The following is a 17,734-nucleotide window of genomic DNA, read 5'->3' as shown; positions in this document are numbered from 1 at the left end:
TCGATATCATGAAATGATGGTTGATAAATCCCTAAAACACAAAAAGCCCTCCCAAAAAAGGGAGAGCTCTTCCAGTCAACTCTTATTTTTCACCATACGCCAGTGACGCTTCCACGAAGTCTCTGAATAGAGGCTGCGGACGTGTCGGGCGTGATGTGAATTCAGGGTGGAATTGAGATGCGACGAACCATGGGTGGTCGCTTAGCTCGATGATTTCCACAAGGCGGCCATCAGGGCTCGTGCCTGAGAAGATGAAGCCGGCTTTTTCCATTTGTTCACGGTAGTGATTGTTGAATTCGAAGCGGTGACGGTGACGCTCGTACACGACTTCCCCATCGTAGGCTGTGTAGGCTTTTGAGCCTTTTGTCAGCTTACAAGGGTATAGTCCGAGACGAAGGGTTCCGCCAAGGTCTTCGATGTCCTTTTGTTCCGGTAATAGGTCGATGACCGGGAATGGAGTTTCGGGATTCAACTCAGCTGAGTGAGCTCCTTCAAGGCCAAGGACGTTACGTGCATATTCTACGGATGCAAGCTGCATTCCAAGGCAGATTCCAAGGAAAGGAATCTTGTTTTCACGGGCATATTGAGTGGCAGCGATCTTCCCTTCGACCCCGCGATCACCGAAGCCTCCAGGCACAAGGATCCCGTCTACTCCTGCCAGTTTTTCCGCAACATTTTCGTTGTCGATCAGCTCAGAGTTCAACCATCTCACTTCGATATCACTGTCGAAATGATACCCTGCGTGACGAAGGGCTTCGACTACTGAAATATACGCATCCTGCAATTCAACATACTTCCCTACAAGGGCGATGGTTGTTTTACGGGACAGGTTTTTCACGCGGTCGACGAGTTCGTTCCACTCGGTCATATCCGCTTCGTGGCAGTTCAGCTTCAAGTGCTGGCACGTGATTTCATCCAGCTTTTGATCCTGCAGGGCAAGTGGTACAGAGTATAATGTGTCTGCATCCATTGCTTCGATGACCGCATTTTTGTCAATATCACAGAATAACGCGATTTTGTCCTTCATGTCCTGCGTCATTGGCATTTCTGTACGGACGACGATGACATTTGGCTGGATACCAAGACTGCGAAGCTCTTTAACGCTATGCTGTGTCGGCTTTGTTTTCATTTCACCCGCTGCTTTGATGTAAGGTACCAGTGTACAGTGGATGTACATGACGTTGTCACGGCCGACATCGCTCTTGATCTGACGGATCGCTTCAAGGAATGGAAGTGATTCGATATCCCCCACTGTTCCGCCGATTTCCGTGATCACGACATCTGAATTGGTTTCGCGGCCGGCACGGTATACGCGTTCTTTGATTTCGTTCGTGATGTGCGGGATGACCTGCACCGTTCCACCAAGGTAATCACCGCGGCGCTCTTTCTTCAGTACAGTTGAATAGATTTTACCCGTTGTGACAGAGCTGTATTTCGTCAGGTTGATGTCAACGAAACGCTCATAGTGGCCTAAGTCAAGATCCGTTTCCGCACCATCATCGGTTACGAATACTTCACCGTGCTGATAAGGACTCATCGTTCCCGGATCCACGTTGATGTATGGATCGAACTTCTGGATCGTGACACTCACTCCACGGTTTTTTAATAGTCTGCCAAGGGACGCTGCTGTGATCCCTTTCCCTAGTGACGACACTACGCCGCCTGTTACGAAAATATACTTAGTCATGTATATGTCCCCCTTTTAAAGTAAGTTTGGTTCAAAAAAAGTAGAGGGTGTCTCTTATGTAGTCATGTCATGAATTTATCTTGTTCAAAGAAGGACAAGTCCATTCTCCTAAAATAAATCCATCTGCATAAACCAGCTAAAAGACAGCCTCTTATTATCAAGATACGTAAAGATGTAAGGGGTCTTAAAAGAATCGATCCTTCACACTTAAAACCTTGTCATGTCAAAGCATTCTTCTGTATAAAAATAAAAAACGCCCCGCTTACAATCTTGTAAGGGGAGCGTGATATACGTGATTCGTCCCTTTTTAGGGAGCCCAAATAAAATACTACCTTCATGGAGGGAAGAAGTCAAGCATAGAATAAGGATCGAATTTTCAATCATTTTGCGCATTTAAAAAGCCCCCCGGAAGGCAAGAAACCTAGTGGGGGACTGATCTGATTTAGGAGAGATTATTTCTCTTCCTCTTCTTCTAATTCATCTTCTTCATCTTCGTCATCATCATCGACATCGTCGAATTCATCGATTTCGAGCTCTTCTTCGTCGTCATCATCAATGTCCAGATCTTCGTCTGCATCGTCAACATCGACGTCGTCGTCATCCGTTAGATCGTCATCATCGTCTGTATCGTCAAGATCATCATAATCCAGATCTTCATCGTCCAGATCATCGAAATCATCCAGATCGAGATCTTCGTCCTTTTTCTTCGCTTTTTTCTTTTTACTGGATTTCATCGTTGGAACGGTCTCTTCCTCGATTTGATCAACCGGGTACCATTCTCTTAATCCCCAACGGTTATCGCCCATGGCAATATAACGGCCATCGATATTCAGGTCCGTATAGAATTGAAGTAAACGGCTCTTAACCTCTTTATCAGAGATTTCAAGCAAACCCTGGATTTCCTTCACGATCTCTTCAAATGCCATCGCTTGCTTTTTCTCTACTAAAATTTCATGTGCCAGTTCAATGAATGATGTTTGACGCAATTCTTCTTTGGATAATTGCTTAAGACTCACTTTACGCACTTCCTTTCTCTATTTCACACTCTACTAAGTAGAGTAAAAAAGGGCAAAAATTCTCCATTATCAATTTTAACCATATTCAACATTATAAACAATATCAAACACTTTATGCTAGACATATCTGGTTTTTCCCGCATTTTTTTCATATCAGGTTTCAGGAAGGTCTGCCATTTCCTAACTTCTCTTCTTTCTGTCCGTTCCTGATCACCCGGAACGCTTCATAGAATAGATAAAAAGAGAGCAGGAAGAAAGGGATGGCCCCCAGCTGGAATTGATATAAAAGGATGGCGGCGTATATGGTGATGATCAATAGTATGTAACGTAAAATGGTCTTCACAGTCTCACATCCAAACGTATGTATCGTACTTTCCCGTTCACTTATCTGACAATTCTTATTATATAGGAAATGATACCCTATAACTATTAAGTTCGTGTTAAAAATTGGTTGATTTTGTTTTAAGGATAGACGGTTTGGTGTGTTTTTAAACTTGCCAGGTGAATTTATATTAGATAGGCGTTGTTGATTTCCACTTCAGGCACTCGCTTTCCGGGGCGTGCGGTGAGCCTCCTCGGCTTTGCCTGCGGGGTCTCACCTGTCCCGCTATTCACGCAGGAGTCGAGTGCCTTCCGTTCCAATCAACTTAGCATCTTAATCAACAATTAGTTATTGGGACTATAAAAAAAATGAATTTCCCAATCGTTAAGAATATGTCTAATCATCACCTGTTAGAATGTCCACTGTGAAAAAAGAGACCACTGCACCCCCACAGTAGTCTCATTTTCGTTATTTTTGGTTACATATTACGTCGGTACTGCCCGCCTACTTCGTAGAGGGCGCGTGTGATTTGGCCGAGGCTTGCGACTTTCACGGTTTCCATCAATTCTTCGAAGATGTTTCCTCCGCCGACGGCTGCCTGTTTTAAGCGGGCGAGGGCTTCTTCTGTTTTGTCATTGTGCTGTGCTTGGAAGTCTCGGAGATTATGAATTTGTGTTTCTTTTTCTTCCTTCGTTGCACGTGCCAGTTCCATGCTGTCCATCTGTTCTTCTGAAGGTGGATTTGGATTCAGGTACGTGTTCACTCCCACGATCGGAAGTTCCCCGGAATGCTTCTTCATTTCATAGTACATGGATTCTTCCTGGATTTTCCCGCGTTGATACTGGGTTTCCATCGATCCGAGTACGCCGCCGCGGTCATTCAGGCGGTCGAATTCCGTCAATACCATTTCTTCCACGAGATCTGTCAATTCTTCAACAATGAACGAACCTTGAAGCGGATTTTCATTTTTCGATAATCCGTGTTCTTTCGTGATGATCATCTGGATCGCCATGGCACGGCGGACGGACTCTTCAGTCGGTGTCGTGATGGCTTCATCATAGGCGTTTGTATGCAGGGAGTTACAGTTATCCTGCAGGGCCATCAGCGCTTGAAGCGTCGTACGGATGTCGTTGAAATCAATCTCCTGTGCATGGAGGGAACGACCGGATGTTTGAATATGGTACTTCAGCTTCTGACTTCGTTCGTTCGCACCGTATTTATCTCTCATAACCGTTGACCAAATTCGTCGTGCCACGCGTCCGATCACCGTATACTCAGGATCGAGACCGTTTGAGAAGAAGAACGATAAGTTTGGCGCAAAGGCGTTGATATCCATTCCACGGCTTAAATAGTATTCCACATATGTGAACCCGTTTGCCAGTGTGAAGGCAAGCTGGGAAATCGGGTTCGCTCCCGCTTCGGCGATATGGTAGCCTGAAATCGATACAGAGTAATAGTTTCGTACCTTGTGATCGATGAAGTACTGCTGGATATCTCCCATCATGCGCAGGGCGAATTCAGTTGAGAAGATACACGTGTTTTGTCCCTGATCTTCTTTTAAAATATCTGCCTGAACCGTTCCACGGACGACTTGCAGCGTCTGTTCCTTTACTTCCACGTATTCTTCGACTGTGAGTACGCGGCCAAGCTCTTCTTCCTTCATACGGATCTGTTGATCGATGGCCGTATTCATATACATGGCAAGGATGATCGGTGCCGGACCATTGATGGTCATGGAAACCGACGTAGACGGCGCACACAGATCGAAGCCGGCATACAGCTTCTTCATGTCTTCCAGGGTACAGATGCTCACGCCGCTCTCCCCGACTTTACCGTAAATGTCCGGACGGTGATCCGGATCTTCACCATATAGAGTAACGGAATCAAAGGCCGTACTCAGGCGTTTCGCATCATCATCTTTCGATAGATAGTGAAAACGGCGGTTCGTCCGTTCAGGCGTTCCTTCACCGGCAAACTGACGCTTCGGATCTTCTCCTTTCCGTTTAAACGGAAACACTCCTGCTGTATAAGGGAATGAGCCTGGTACATTCTCTTTGTAAACCCAATCCAGAATCTGACCGTAGTCTTTGTATTTCGGAAGGGATACTTTCGGGATATCGAGTCCGGATAAGCTTTTTGTCTTTAATTCCGTGACAATTTCCTTATCTCGGATTTTTGTGATGAACTGGTCTTTGCTGTAGGTTTCTTTTAGAGAGTCCCATTTTTGTAAAATCTGTTTCGACTCAGCTGTCAGTTTATTTTCGACTTCCTCTTTCAACGTCTGAAGGGATGTGACGACCCCGTCATTCGTTTCTTTCTCATTGACCGCTTCGATGGCTCCTTCAAGCTGGAACAATCTGCGGGCCAGATTTACCTGCTCTTCGGCTTTTTTATGATAATTGCGGACGGTTTCGGCAATCTCGCGAAGATAGTAACGGCGATTGTTTGGAATGATGACGTTTTGCTTTTCAACATCCACGTCTTTAGAGAAACTCGTTTTCCAATCCAGTTCCATCTTATTGTTCACCGTTTCGATAATCGCCGCAAACAAGGCATTCGTACCCGGATCGTTGAACTGACTGGCAATCGTTCCGTATACAGGCATGTCATCTAGATCTTTATCAAACAGCATGTGACTGCGCTGGTACTGCTTCTGTACCTGGCGTCTTGCATCCTCAGAGCCTTTACGCTCGAATTTATTAATGACGATCAGGTCTGCATAATCGATCATATCGATTTTCTCAAGCTGGGACGGCGCACCGAACTCACTGGTCATGACGTACATGGACATGTCACAGATTTCAGCGATTTCCGCATCCCCCTGACCGATTCCGCTCGTTTCAACGACGATCAGGTCGTATCCTGCGGCCTTCACCACGTTGATCGCATCCTTGATGGCGAGTGACAACTCCGTCTTCGATCCACGTGTGGCAAGACTTCTCATATACACACGCGGATTGAAGATCGCATTCATGCGGATCCGGTCCCCGAGAAGGGCTCCTCCCGTTTTTTGTTTCGTAGGATCGATGGATAAAATCGCGATTTTCTTTTCAGGGAGTTCATTGATGAAACGACGGATCAGCTCATCCGTCAGGGAACTCTTCCCTGCTCCACCCGTTCCGGTAATCCCTAAGACAGGTGCTTTTTTCGCCAAGTTCTTGATTTCAGAAAATACGGTCTGGGCTGTAGCCGCCACCTCTTCATTTGCTCCTACTTGATACTCGGCAAGTGAAATCAGCTTCGACACCGTGTTCACATTCCCCGTCGAAAGTTTTTCCACTTCTTGATTGACGCTTCCCTTAATCGTAGGAAAATCGCACTCCTCGATCATTTTATTGATCATGCCTTGAAGACCCTGCGTACGTCCGTCTTCCGGTGAGAAGATGCGGGCGATCCCGTATTCATGAAGTTCCTTGATCTCACGCGGGATGATGACCCCGCCGCCTCCGCCGTAAATACGGATATGGGTGGCCCCTCTTTCGTTCAGAAGGTCATACATATATTTAAAGTATTCAACATGTCCGCCCTGGTAGGAAGAAATCGCAATTCCCTGCACATCTTCCTGGATCGCAGCATTCACGACTTCTTCGACCGAACGGTTATGTCCCAAGTGGATCACTTCTGCCCCACTTGCCTGGATGATCCGACGCATTATGTTGATCGACGCATCATGTCCGTCAAACAGGCTCGACGCCGTGACAAAACGGACATGGTGCTTTGGTTTATAAATCTCAACCGTGCTCATATTACTCCCCCTGTTCTCCCTTGTTTTTCAAATCCGATGATTCCTGCAAAAAGCAGCTCGATTTGAAGATCGATATATTCCTCGAGTGTAAATCGTTTCTGCATGGCCCATCGACGGAATCCCCACATCTGTCCCTGGACGAATACATTTTGAGCCAGCATATGGCACTGATCTTCATCAAGCTCAAGCTTTCCGCTTTCCACGCAGCCTTTGATGAGGTCTTCCACCATCCCCACCATCTCCAGTTCCTTGCGCAGGACATAAGGAAGAGCGTCCTTCGACAGGGATTTCGCTTCCTGGTACATGACCAGCACCTCATCCTGCATCCGGTCCATCACCTTAAAATAATGGGCGATGCCGAGTCGTAAGTTCTCAAGCGTCCCTTTGCCGACGTCCAGCTCCTCAAGCTCCAATCGGACCTGCTCATAAATGCTGTCACACACTAAATACAGGACATCTTCCTTTGTTCGTATATATTCATACAACGTTCCGATACTGAATCCGGCGGCCTTTGCGATCTCTCTGGTCGTGGTGCGATGAAACCCCTTTTGTTTAAACAGAGAGACGGCCCCACGAATCATCTGATCACGCCGCTTTTCTACCAAACGCTCATCCTTAACCGAAGCATGAACTTCCCTCTTCTTATTCAAAACAACCGACCGCCTTTATTATCCGTTTCTCCCAATGACCCCTAATTCCTATCCTGACTGCTTCATCCCCCAACAAAGCAATCAGAACTCTATCTCTATACCAATTCACACCGGGTCTGGCACCCTAAAGTCATATGCAATGGAACAAACCCCTATTACCCCACGAAGCACATCAACCCCCTCGGGTGCCTGACACGAGTTAGAACCTACCACGTGATACCCATCAAGCAAGCCATTCCCACAAACCCTTTTACGCCACGAAGCAGCTAACAACCCCCTCGGGTGCCTGACACGAGTCAGGACGGACCAGGTAATCCCCTTTCAGAAAATCTCCCAGTCAACCTCAACTCTACTTCGTCACCATCCGCGAAATAACCAATCTTTGAATCTCCTGCGTCCCCTCATAAATCTGGGTGATCTTCGCGTCACGCATATAGCGCTCAACAGGATAATCCTTCGTATAGCCATAGCCACCAAAGATCTGAACCGCTTCCGTTGTCACTTTCATCGCTGTATCCCCGGCCATCAGCTTCGACATCGCCGATTCTTTTCCGTATGGAAGACCTTCAGACTCAAGCCACGCAGCTTGATAGGTTAATAGACGGGAAGCCTCGATGGACGTTGCCATATCGGCGATCTTGAATGAAATCCCCTGATTCGCTGCAATCGGCTTGCCGAACTGCTCACGCTCTTTTGCGTACTCAACGGACGCATCAAGGGCCCCTTGTGCAATCCCGACAGCTTGAGCGGCAATCCCATTACGGCCGCCATCAAGCGTCATCATGGCAATCTTGAATCCGTCGCCTTCCTTGCCAAGCATGTTTTCTTTCGGTACCTTACAGTCTTCGAATACGATTTCAGTCGTTGGCGATGAACGGATTCCAAGCTTCTTCTCTTTTTTCCCCACAGAGAACCCTTCGAAGTCTGCCTCTACGATGAACGCACTCGTTCCACGCTGGCGCTGTGAAGGATCAGTTAAAGCAAATACGATATACGTATCGGCGATTCCACCGTTTGTGATGAAAATTTTAGAACCGTTCAATACGTAGTGATCTCCTTCTAAACGGGCCGTCGTTTTCATACCGCCTGCATCCGATCCTGAACCCGGCTCAGTGAGGCCATATGCACCGATCTTTTCACCCTGCGCCATTGGACGAAGGTATTTCTGCTTTTGCTCTTCTGTACCGAATTTATATACCGGCCATCCCGCTAACGATGTATGGGCAGACAGGGTTACACCCGTAGATGCACACACTCTTGAAAGTTCTTCAACGGCGATACAATACGCCAAATAGTCACTGCCGATCCCGCCGTACTCTTCCGGCCAAGGAATCCCCGTCAGACCAAGCTCCGCCATCTTCTTGAACAGATCCATATCAAAGCGCTCTTCCTCATCACGCTCAGCGGCAGTGGGTGCCACCTCATTCCGTGCAAAATCACGCACCATCTTCCGTATCATTTCATGCTCTTCCGACAATTTAAAATTCATCTCAAGTTCCTCCTCTTATCATCTACATACCGGGTCTGGCACCCTAAAGAAGCAAGCAGTGCCAAAACCCCTTTACGCCACGAAACATCCCAATCTATATCGGGTGCCTGACACGCTAACGATATATGCCAAACGACACCCCTCAAAGATTTCAAAAACACCTATCCTGCTAAACCAGCAAATTCTTCCCAATCACCATCCGCTGAATCTCACTCGTACCCTCATAAATCTCCGTCACCTTCGCATCGCGGAACAGGCGCTCAACCGGATATTCCTTCGTATAACCGTATCCGCCGTAAACCTGAATCGCTTCCGTCGACACTTCTACAGCTGTTTTTGAAGCAAACAGTTTGGCCATGCTCGCTTCTTTCCCACAGGAGATGTTGTTGGAGCGAAGATTAGCAGCCCGGTATACGAGAAGCTTCGAGCCTTCAACGGCCGTCGCCATGTCGGCAAGCTTAAAGCCTATTCCCTGCTGTGCGGCGATCGGTTTGCCAAATTGCACACGTTCTTTTGCATAAGCCGTTGAGTAATCGAAAGCCGCTTCCGCGATTCCGAGTGCCTGCGCGGCGATTCCGATCCGGCCGACATCCAGGTTGGCCATGGCGATTTTGAAGCCTTCCCCTTCTTCACCGAGAAGGTTATCAGCAGGCACTTTCATATCTTCAAAGGTCAACTGGACGGTCCGTGAACCGTGCAATCCCATTTTATGTTCGTCTTTTCCAATGACTAGACCAGGTGTATCCTTCTCAACGATGAAGGCCGATACCCCGCGGCTCCCCTTCGTCGAATCCGTCGTTGCAAATACAATATACGTATCGGCTTCTCCCCCATTGGTGATGAAGACTTTCGATCCGTTCACCACATAATGGTCACCGCGCTTTTCAGCACGGGATTTAAGGCTCTTTGCATCCGATCCCGCACTTGGCTCCGTCAGACAGAAAGCACCCAAATACTCGCCTGAAGCAAGCTTGGGAAGATACTTCTGTTTCTGTTCTGCGTTGCCGAAGTAGAGAATCGGATTCGTGCCTACCGACGTATGGACCGACAGGATGACCCCGATGGTGGCGCTTACTTTCGACAGCTCGTGGATCGCGATGATATACGAGGTGAAGTCCATTTCTGAACCACCGTATTTCTCCGGGATCGTGATTCCCATCAAACCTAACTCCGCCATTTTATTTAAAATCTCCTTCGGGAACTGTCCCTCTTCCATCTTCTCAACAAACGGCTGGATTTCGGTTTCGGCAAAATCCCGGACCATCTTTCTCATCATCTGCTGCTCTTCCGTGAATCGTAACTCCATGACTGTTTCCTCCCTGATGTTCGTCGTGATCACTCGTATGAATAGAAGCCCCGGCCCGTCTTGCGTCCCAACCAGCCTGCTTTCACATATTTTCTTAACAGCGGACATGGGCGGTATTTATCATCACCGAAGCCTTCGTGCAGGGTTTCCATGATGTACAGGCATGTATCGAGTCCGATGAAGTCAGCCAGCGTCAGAGGTCCCATCGGGTGATTCATACCAAGCTTCATCACTTCGTCGATCGCCTCTTTGCTCGCCACTCCTTCGTAAAGGGTGTAAATCGCTTCATTGATCATCGGCATCAGGATCCGGTTTGACACGAATCCAGGGAAATCTTCCACTTCCACCGGGACTTTATTGAGGGACTTTGTCATGTCTTCAATCACTTGATACACTTCATCCGTCGTCGCGAGTCCACGGATGATTTCAACGAGCTTCATGACCGGTACGGGATTCATGAAATGCATGCCGATCACCTGCTTGGGACGTTTCGTCGCTGCAGCGATTTCCGTGATTGGAAGTGAAGAAGTGTTCGAAGCTAAGATCGTGTGTTCCTGCGTGATCTCATCCAGTTGAGCGAAGATCTTCGTTTTGATGTCCATATTTTCCACGGCCGCTTCGATGACAAGGTCTACCTTCTTGGCGTCCCCGATATCCGTTGAAGCCGTCAAACGGTTGACCGTCGCCGTTTTCTCTTCCTCAGACATCCTCCCTTTTTCAACGGAGCGCGTCAGGTTCTTGGTGATGACGCCCATCCCCTTTTGGACGAACTCTTCTTTCAAATCGTTCAGATATACGTTGAATCCCGCTTGGGCACAAACCTGGGCGATTCCTGAGCCCATCTGCCCTGCGCCGATGACCATTACGTTTTTGATGTTCATTTCGTTCTCCCCTTTGTTGTTATATGAGACTAGTAAACTAGTTGGTTGGGTAGGTTCAGCTGCTGAAAATACTCATTATTTCAGCTGCTGATTTTCATCAAAAATTCAGCAGCTGAACTCACGGGTGTACCGGGCACACTTCACCGATTATGTACCTGGTACCATCAACCCCATTTGTACCTGGTACAAAACCGCCATCTGACAACCTATTGCTTCGCCACTTCAATCATGATTGCATCCCCTTGACCGCCACCGCTGCAGATCGAGGCAATCCCGATTCCGCCGCCGCGTCGTTTCAGTTCGTATGCCAGTGTCAGGATGATGCGCGCACCACTCGCCCCGATCGGATGACCGAGAGCAACTGCTCCACCGTTCACGTTGACTTTTTCAGGATCAAGGCCGGCAATTTTCCCGCTCGTTAACGCAACGGCTGCGAATGCCTCATTGATTTCGAATAGGTCGATCTCTTCAAGTGCTTTCCCCGTTTTCTTAAGCAGCTCGTTGATGACAAGACCCGGTGTTTGCGGAAAGTCCTTTGCTTCAACGGCGATGGCCGTGTGGCCAAGGATGGTCGCTAACGGCTGTTTCCCTTCTTTCAGGGCTCTTTCTTCGCTCATGAGGACCATGGCAGCCGCTCCGTCATTGACCCCGGGAGCGTTTCCTGCAGTGATCGTCCCTTCCGAACCGAAGACCGGACCTAATTTAGCCAGCGCCTCGATGGACGTTTCTTTCCTTGGTGCTTCATCTTTATCGACAACGACTGGGTCACCTTTCCGCTGAGGTACTTCAACGGCAACGATTTCTTCACCGAGTACGCCCTCTTCAGTGGCTTTGACTGCACGTTGATGGCTTCTGAGAGACCATCTGTCCTGCTCTTCCCTGGATAGTTCGAATTCCTTCGCTGTTTCATTTCCGTACGTTCCCATGTGGACGTTGTTGAAGCTGCATGTCAGTCCGTCATGTACCATCAGATCCTTCACCTGGGAGTCCCCCATTTTGAATCCCCAGCGTGCTTTCGGTAGGATATATGGTGCGCCCGACATCGATTCCATTCCCCCTGCCACGATGACTTCACCATCGCCTGCACGGATGATCTGGTCCCCGAGTGTGACGCTCCGCATCCCTGAGGCACAGACTTTATTGATGGTTTCCGTTTTGACATTCCACGGTAGTCCTGCGTGTCGGGACGCCTGGCGGGAAGGGATCTGTCCCTGTCCCCCTTGTAAAACGGATCCGAGGATGACTTCTTCGACTTCTTCCCCACTTACGCCGGCTCGTTTCAGGGCTTCCTTCACGGCAAAGCCGCCAAGCTCTGAGGCTGTAAAGCTGCTCAGGCTGCCCCCGAATTTACCGAATGGCGTTCTTGCTCCATCTAAAATAACCGTTTTCCCCATCTCAATCGCTCTCCTTTATATGGCTTTGATTCGACAAAAACAAATTGTATACGCTTTCAATATGTCCTAAAAAAATTTGACCGGCATTCGACTGAACGCTCGCTCGACCAATTCCCACAAGAGAAGGGACAAATTTTGTCCCCAATATACCTTTATTGTACTTCATATTTTGTAGAACTGCATTGATTTTTTAGAAAGTTTTTATTTTTCTATTACATTTACTATTGTAGAAAAACAATAGGAGTGAAACGCAATAGGGACTATTTTGCTTCACTCCTGAATGTTTGTTTTAAATGTGTGTACGATTCACTATTATGTGGATACTATTTTTCAGGAAGCAGCCGGCTGATCGTTTTGGTTGCCACAAACGGCTTTTTCCAGGATTTCAGCTACATCGAGAGTGGAAACATTCTCTTCCACTTCCTTCGCTTTCGTCCCGTCTGACAGCATCGTCAGGCAGTAAGGACAGCCCGAGCTGATGACCGATGGACTGACAGCGAGTGCCTGCTCGGTACGGGAGACGTTGACGCGGTGACCTGCGTCTTCTTCCATCCACATCAGTCCTCCACCCGCTCCACAGCACATGCCTTTTTCGCGGTTACGTTCCATTTCAATCAGTTTCACACCGGAAATCGATTTCAGGATTTCACGCGGCGGATCATATACTTCGTTGTAGCGGCCCAGGTAACAGGAGTCGTGGAAGGTGATTGTTTCGTTCACTTCGTATTGAGGCTTCAGACGACCTTCCTGTACCAGTTGATGCAGAAGTTCCGTATGGTGGTATACTTCTGCTTCCAAGCCGAAGTCCGGATACTCATTTTTGAAAATGTTGTACGCATGAGGATCGATTGTAACGATCTTCTTGATCTCGTGTTTTTCAAATTCGGCGATGTTTTGACCGGCCAGCTCCTGGAATAAGAATTCATTTCCAAGACGACGCGGTGTATCACCGGAGTTCTTCTCTTTGTTCCCAAGGATCGCGAATTTCACGCCTGCTTCATTCATCAGCTTGGCAAAGGATAGCGCAATCTTTTGGCTTCGGTTATCAAATGAACCCATGGATCCGACCCAGAATAAGAATTCGAAGTCTTCCCCTGCTTTTTTCATTTCTTTTACCGTAGGAATGGCAACGTCTTCTCTTGCTTCGCGCCAGTTTTCACGCTCTTTACGGTTCAGACCCCAAGGATTTCCCTGGCGCTCGATGTTTTGCATGGCGCGCTGTGCGTCTGCATCCATCTTCCCTTCCGTCAAAACAAGGTAACGGCGAAGGTCGATGATTTTATCCACGTGCTCGTTCATGACCGGACATTGATCTTCACAGTTACGGCACGTTGTACATGCCCAGATTTCTTCTTCTGTGATGACATCCCCGATCAGGCTTGGACTGTAAGTGGCTCCTGCAGCCGCTTCTTCAGCCGCTTGAGTGGCACTTGCCATTGCCAATTGGTTGCCCTTTGTGCCATTGAAGGCAAATGTCGGCACCCAAGGCTTCTTCTGTGTCACGACTGCCCCGTGATTCGTCAGGTTATCGCGAAGCTTGACAATCAGATCCATCGGCGAAAGCATTTTACCGGTTCCGGTTGCCGGACACATATTCGTACAACGACCACATTCCACACATGCGTAGAAATCGATCATTTGGTGTTGTGTAAATTCTTCTATCTTTCCGACTCCGAAGCTTTCGGCCGATTCATCTTCAAAGTCGATGGGCTTAAGCTTCCCAGGATTGTCTAAACGATTGAAATAGACGTTTGCAGGTCCTGCAATTAAATGGGCGTGCTTGGATTGCGGTACATATACAAGGAATGCCAGCAGGAATAGTAAATGGATCCACCACGCAACATAGAAGATGGCGATGGAAGCCGTTTCACCGATCGCTCCGAGTGCACCGGCAATCAGTGATGCAACAGGCTCTGTCCAGGCAAGTTCTTCAGCATGCCAGATGATGCCCATTCCGTTCCCGACAAGGACGGACAGCATTAAACCACCAATGAATAGTAAGACCAGTCCTGATTTGAACCCTCTCTTCAGGCGGACCAGCTTTTCCACATAGCGGCGGTGAAAAGCCCAGACAACGGCGACGAGGATCATCAATGTGACAATCTCCTGGAAGAAGGTGAAGCCAGGGTATAACGGCCCCAGCGGCAGATGGCTTCCCGGTGCCAGTCCTTTCCAGATGAAGTCGATGGCCCCGAATTGAACGAGGATGAAGCCGTAGAAGAACATGACGTGGATCGCGCCACTTTTCTTATCCTTCAGGAGCTTCTTCTGTCCGAAGACATTGACCAGGATTTTTTGGAATCGCTCCTTGAAACGTTTATCGAATTCCACTTTTTTCCCGAGCTTAATATATTCAATTCTCGTCTTTACCACATACACAAACAGACTTAGTGCATAAACGGTCACAAGGATAAATGCAACCCAATTGAGAATGAGTAACCCATTCATTGACAAACACTCCCCCTTCTTTGGTCCGATTGAACTTCCCCTTTGTTCAAACTTTTACAAACCAAATTAATATTCTGAATAGTTCATATCTCCATTATATTATGAATGAGCATTCAGTCAATGGTTTTTACCAATAAAAATGAAAACCTTTTCATAAACAGCCATTCATTTCTTGCTAATAGGCGGGACTATTTGTACCCCCCACAGGTTTCAAAAGGTCATATATAAGGGAAAAAGAAGAAAGGATGCAAAGTACATAAATTTACGGACATACTAAAGACAATGCAAATGAGAGAGTGATTCTATGTGGTGGTTGATCCTGCTGTTCATCCTTGCCGCTGTCATCGGGTGGTTAATGATCGACTTTAAATTGGGAAGAAGTCATTTTATCCGGACACGGACAAGAAGAGATTATGAAAAACGAAATAGCAATATTGAACTATTTTCCAGGGGTCCTGACCTCTTTGATCAGATGTTCAAGGAAATGAAGGAAGCCAGGTCTTCTATTCACGTATTATTTTATATCGTCCAGGATGACCACTTTGCCCTGAGGTTCCTTGAATTATTGAAAGGAAAAGCACAAGAAGGGGTCGAAGTCCGTCTTCTGATGGATCAGATCGGGAGTCATAACGTCCCTAAGTCGAAGGTGAAGGAACTTCGGGATGCGGGTGTGGAAGTCGATTTCTGTAGAAGAGTGAAGCTTCCTTACCTGTTCTTCTCCTCCCAGCAGCGTAATCACCGAAAAATCACCGTCATCGATGGTGTGATTGGTTATTTGGGCGGATACAATGTCGGGAAGGAATATATCGATGAAAATGATAAACCTGAGCTTTCTCCCTGGAGAGATTATCACCTCCGCTTAGAGGGGGAAGGTGTCCACGACTTACAGACAGAATTCTGCATTGACTGGTTCCGTGCAACACAAAAAGATTTGAAGGACGAGTCTATGTATTTCCCACCTGCCACAAAAGGAAGTATTCAGCATCAGATCTTTCCTACGGAGGGTGTGAATATAGAGGAGTTCTTCCAGAAGTTCATTGACGAATCAAGGGAAGAAGTCATCATCGGGACTCCTTACTTTATCCCTACCCCCATTCTGATGGATGCCCTTTTGGGTGCACTGGATAGAGGGGTCATCGTCAAGATCATCATTCCGAATAATGCCGATCACATGCTAGTGAAGGAAGCTGCCTTCCCTTATTTCAGGCCCCTGCTTGCAAAGGGGGCGAAAGTGTATCAATTCATGGAGGGCTTTTATCACGCGAAGGTAATGGTCGTCGATGACCACTTCTGTGATATCGGCACGGCGAATTTTGACAAACGAAGCTTCTTTATCAATTTTGAAATCAATAACTTGATTTTCGATAAAGGATTTATCCACATGGTGAAAAAGGAAATGCAAAAAGACATGGAGGCGTCCGATATGTTAAGCGAAAGCGATCTTTCCTCGGTTTCTCTGCTTACACGCTTAAAAGAACGGGTCGCTTCAGCCATTTCAATCTTACTTTAGGGGGATGAGACATGAGAGTCCGACTGGGGTTCGTGGCGAACTCCCTCTCTTTATGGGACGCAAGCCCTGCCAAAACCATGACCTACAAGCGATATACAGAGTTACCTGAGAACGAGCGCATGGATCGCCTGAAGGAAGTGACGAGGTTAAATCTGGAGCATACGAAACGTATCCTCTACCTGTGCGCGGCTCATGAAATTAAACTGTACCGATTATCCAGCTCCCTCGTTCCCCTTGCCACCCATCCGGAGGTCGAATGGGATTTCTACTCCCCTTTTAAAGAGGTGTGGCGTGAGCTTGGAGATCTGATCAGACAATTTGAGATCAGGTCAAGCTTTCACCCGAATCAGTTCACCCTGTTCACGAGTCCGAAGCAGCATGTGACCGACAACGCCGTGAAGGATATGGTGTATCATTACCGGATGCTTGAATATATGGGCATTGAGAAGGAATCCGTCATCAACATCCATATCGGAGGAAGCTACGGGGACAAGGAAGAGACCCTGGTCCGTTTTCATGAGAACCTGAAGGATCTCCCGGCGGATGTGAAAAAGATCATGACGCTTGAAAACGATGATAAAACCTATACGGTCGAAGAAACATTGAAGGTTTGTCAAAAAGAGGACATCCCCATGGTCCTGGATATCCATCATCACGAGGCGAACCCTGGTGAAAGCACCCTTGAGGAGTACCTTGAAAAAATTTTTGCGACATGGGACAGGAGAGATTTAGTGCCTAAGATCCATATATCTTCCCCTAAATCAGATAAAGCCTTTCGCTCCCATGCCGATCTTGTCAATCCGGGATTTGTTGAAGGCTTCTTCAAAACCCTCAAAACCGTCGATCAGGACGTGGACTTTATGATAGAGGCCAAACATAAGGACCTGGCCATGCTGAAGCTGATTGAAGACCTTTCTTCCATACGGGGAGTGAAACGGGTCGGCGGAGGTACGCTGGAGTGGTAGATAAGGAAGATGGACATGTTGATGTTCGTCTTTTTTTTTGCCTGGCCCATATTCCCTTATACAACCTCCCAGCCCGACTTCGCTATTTAAATACTGATTCGATCCAGGGCTGAATCGCGAGAAAGGCTTTGAATCCAAGGTAGATCCCGACGATGCCTGCTATTCCGGCAAGGGCGGGCGGGGCTGGTATCGGCAGCTTGAATAAAGCGAAGATGAATCCGACTAAAAATCCGGTGACGACGGCTAAGACTACGGTTTTCATAAAACTCTCCTCCTACATGCATCTCCCATTATTATACGTTAAAACAGGCGAAATATAAG

At 47.6% G+C, this 17,734-nt stretch carries 13 protein-coding genes; 2 read left to right on the top strand and 11 right to left on the bottom strand.

The genetic code is table 11. The features are described from left to right. Positions 1-82 precede the first annotated feature (82 nt). The 10 genes from CN378_RS08660 to CN378_RS08610 form a co-directional block, all read right to left on the bottom strand. Positions 83-1,687, bottom strand: coding sequence for a CTP synthase (locus CN378_RS08660; protein WP_098351482.1), 1,605 nt, complete (start codon positions 1,685-1,687; stop codon positions 83-85). 452 nt (positions 1,688-2,139) lie between these two features. Beyond that, positions 2,140-2,703 carry a DNA-directed RNA polymerase subunit delta gene (gene rpoE, locus CN378_RS08650; protein WP_098351480.1) on the bottom strand — a complete coding sequence of 188 codons (564 nt, stop codon included), beginning with the start codon at positions 2,701-2,703 and terminating at the stop codon, positions 2,140-2,142. 160 nt (positions 2,704-2,863) lie between these two features. Next, positions 2,864-3,046 (bottom strand): hypothetical protein, encoded by a 183-nt coding sequence (locus CN378_RS08645; RefSeq protein WP_098351479.1) that lies wholly within the window; start codon positions 3,044-3,046, stop codon positions 2,864-2,866. A gap of 457 nt (positions 3,047-3,503) precedes the next feature. Beyond that, positions 3,504-6,770 carry a fused isobutyryl-CoA mutase/GTPase IcmF gene (icmF, locus tag CN378_RS08640; RefSeq protein WP_098351478.1) on the bottom strand — a complete coding sequence of 1,089 codons (3,267 nt, stop codon included), beginning with the start codon at positions 6,768-6,770 and terminating at the stop codon, positions 3,504-3,506. Beyond that, entirely contained in the window at positions 6,767-7,420 is a 654-nt protein-coding gene (locus CN378_RS08635; RefSeq protein WP_257141082.1) for a TetR/AcrR family transcriptional regulator, read from the bottom strand. Before CN378_RS08635 ends, icmF begins: the two co-directional genes overlap by 4 nt. A 349-nt stretch (positions 7,421-7,769) precedes the next feature. Beyond that, on the bottom strand, positions 7,770-8,909 hold the full coding sequence (locus CN378_RS08630) for an acyl-CoA dehydrogenase (protein ID WP_098351477.1): 1,140 nt from the start codon (positions 8,907-8,909) through the stop codon (positions 7,770-7,772). A gap of 169 nt (positions 8,910-9,078) precedes the next feature. Then, positions 9,079-10,215 (bottom strand): acyl-CoA dehydrogenase, encoded by a 1,137-nt coding sequence (locus CN378_RS08625; protein ID WP_098351476.1) that lies wholly within the window; start codon positions 10,213-10,215, stop codon positions 9,079-9,081. A 29-nt stretch (positions 10,216-10,244) separates the two neighbouring features. Further along, a complete protein-coding gene (locus CN378_RS08620) occupies positions 10,245-11,096 on the bottom strand; it encodes a 3-hydroxybutyryl-CoA dehydrogenase (protein WP_098351475.1) in 852 nt (283 codons plus the stop codon). Positions 11,097-11,302: 206 nt separating this feature from the next. After that, complete coding sequence (locus CN378_RS08615) at positions 11,303-12,490, bottom strand: acetyl-CoA C-acetyltransferase (protein ID WP_098351474.1); 1,188 nt, start codon at positions 12,488-12,490, stop codon at positions 11,303-11,305. 330 nt (positions 12,491-12,820) lie between these two features. Next, positions 12,821-14,938: a 4Fe-4S dicluster domain-containing protein gene (locus CN378_RS08610; protein ID WP_098351473.1), complete on the bottom strand. Its 2,118-nt coding sequence runs from the start codon at positions 14,936-14,938 to the stop codon at positions 12,821-12,823. Positions 14,939-15,242: 304 nt separating this feature from the next. Here CN378_RS08610 and cls point away from each other — a divergent pair, with 304 nt between their 5' ends. Both cls and uvsE read left to right on the top strand, forming a co-directional pair. Continuing rightward, positions 15,243-16,448: a cardiolipin synthase gene (gene cls, locus CN378_RS08605; RefSeq protein WP_098351472.1), complete on the top strand. Its 1,206-nt coding sequence runs from the start codon at positions 15,243-15,245 to the stop codon at positions 16,446-16,448. 11 nt (positions 16,449-16,459) lie between these two features. Then, positions 16,460-17,413, top strand: coding sequence for a UV DNA damage repair endonuclease UvsE (gene uvsE, locus CN378_RS08600; protein ID WP_098351471.1), 954 nt, complete (start codon positions 16,460-16,462; stop codon positions 17,411-17,413). A gap of 82 nt (positions 17,414-17,495) precedes the next feature. On the opposite strand, the gene CN378_RS08595 is transcribed toward uvsE, so the two are convergent. Beyond that, on the bottom strand, positions 17,496-17,675 hold the full coding sequence (locus CN378_RS08595) for a XapX domain-containing protein (RefSeq protein WP_098351470.1): 180 nt from the start codon (positions 17,673-17,675) through the stop codon (positions 17,496-17,498). Positions 17,676-17,734: the final 59 nt, after the last annotated feature.

The sequence above is a fragment of the Bacillus sp. AFS015802 genome (genome assembly GCF_002561455.1).
Taxonomy (GTDB): Bacteria; Bacillota; Bacilli; order Bacillales; family Bacillaceae_B; genus Rossellomorea.
The sequence above is the reverse complement of the archived record's forward strand: the minus strand, read 5'-3'. Positions and strand labels throughout refer to the sequence as shown.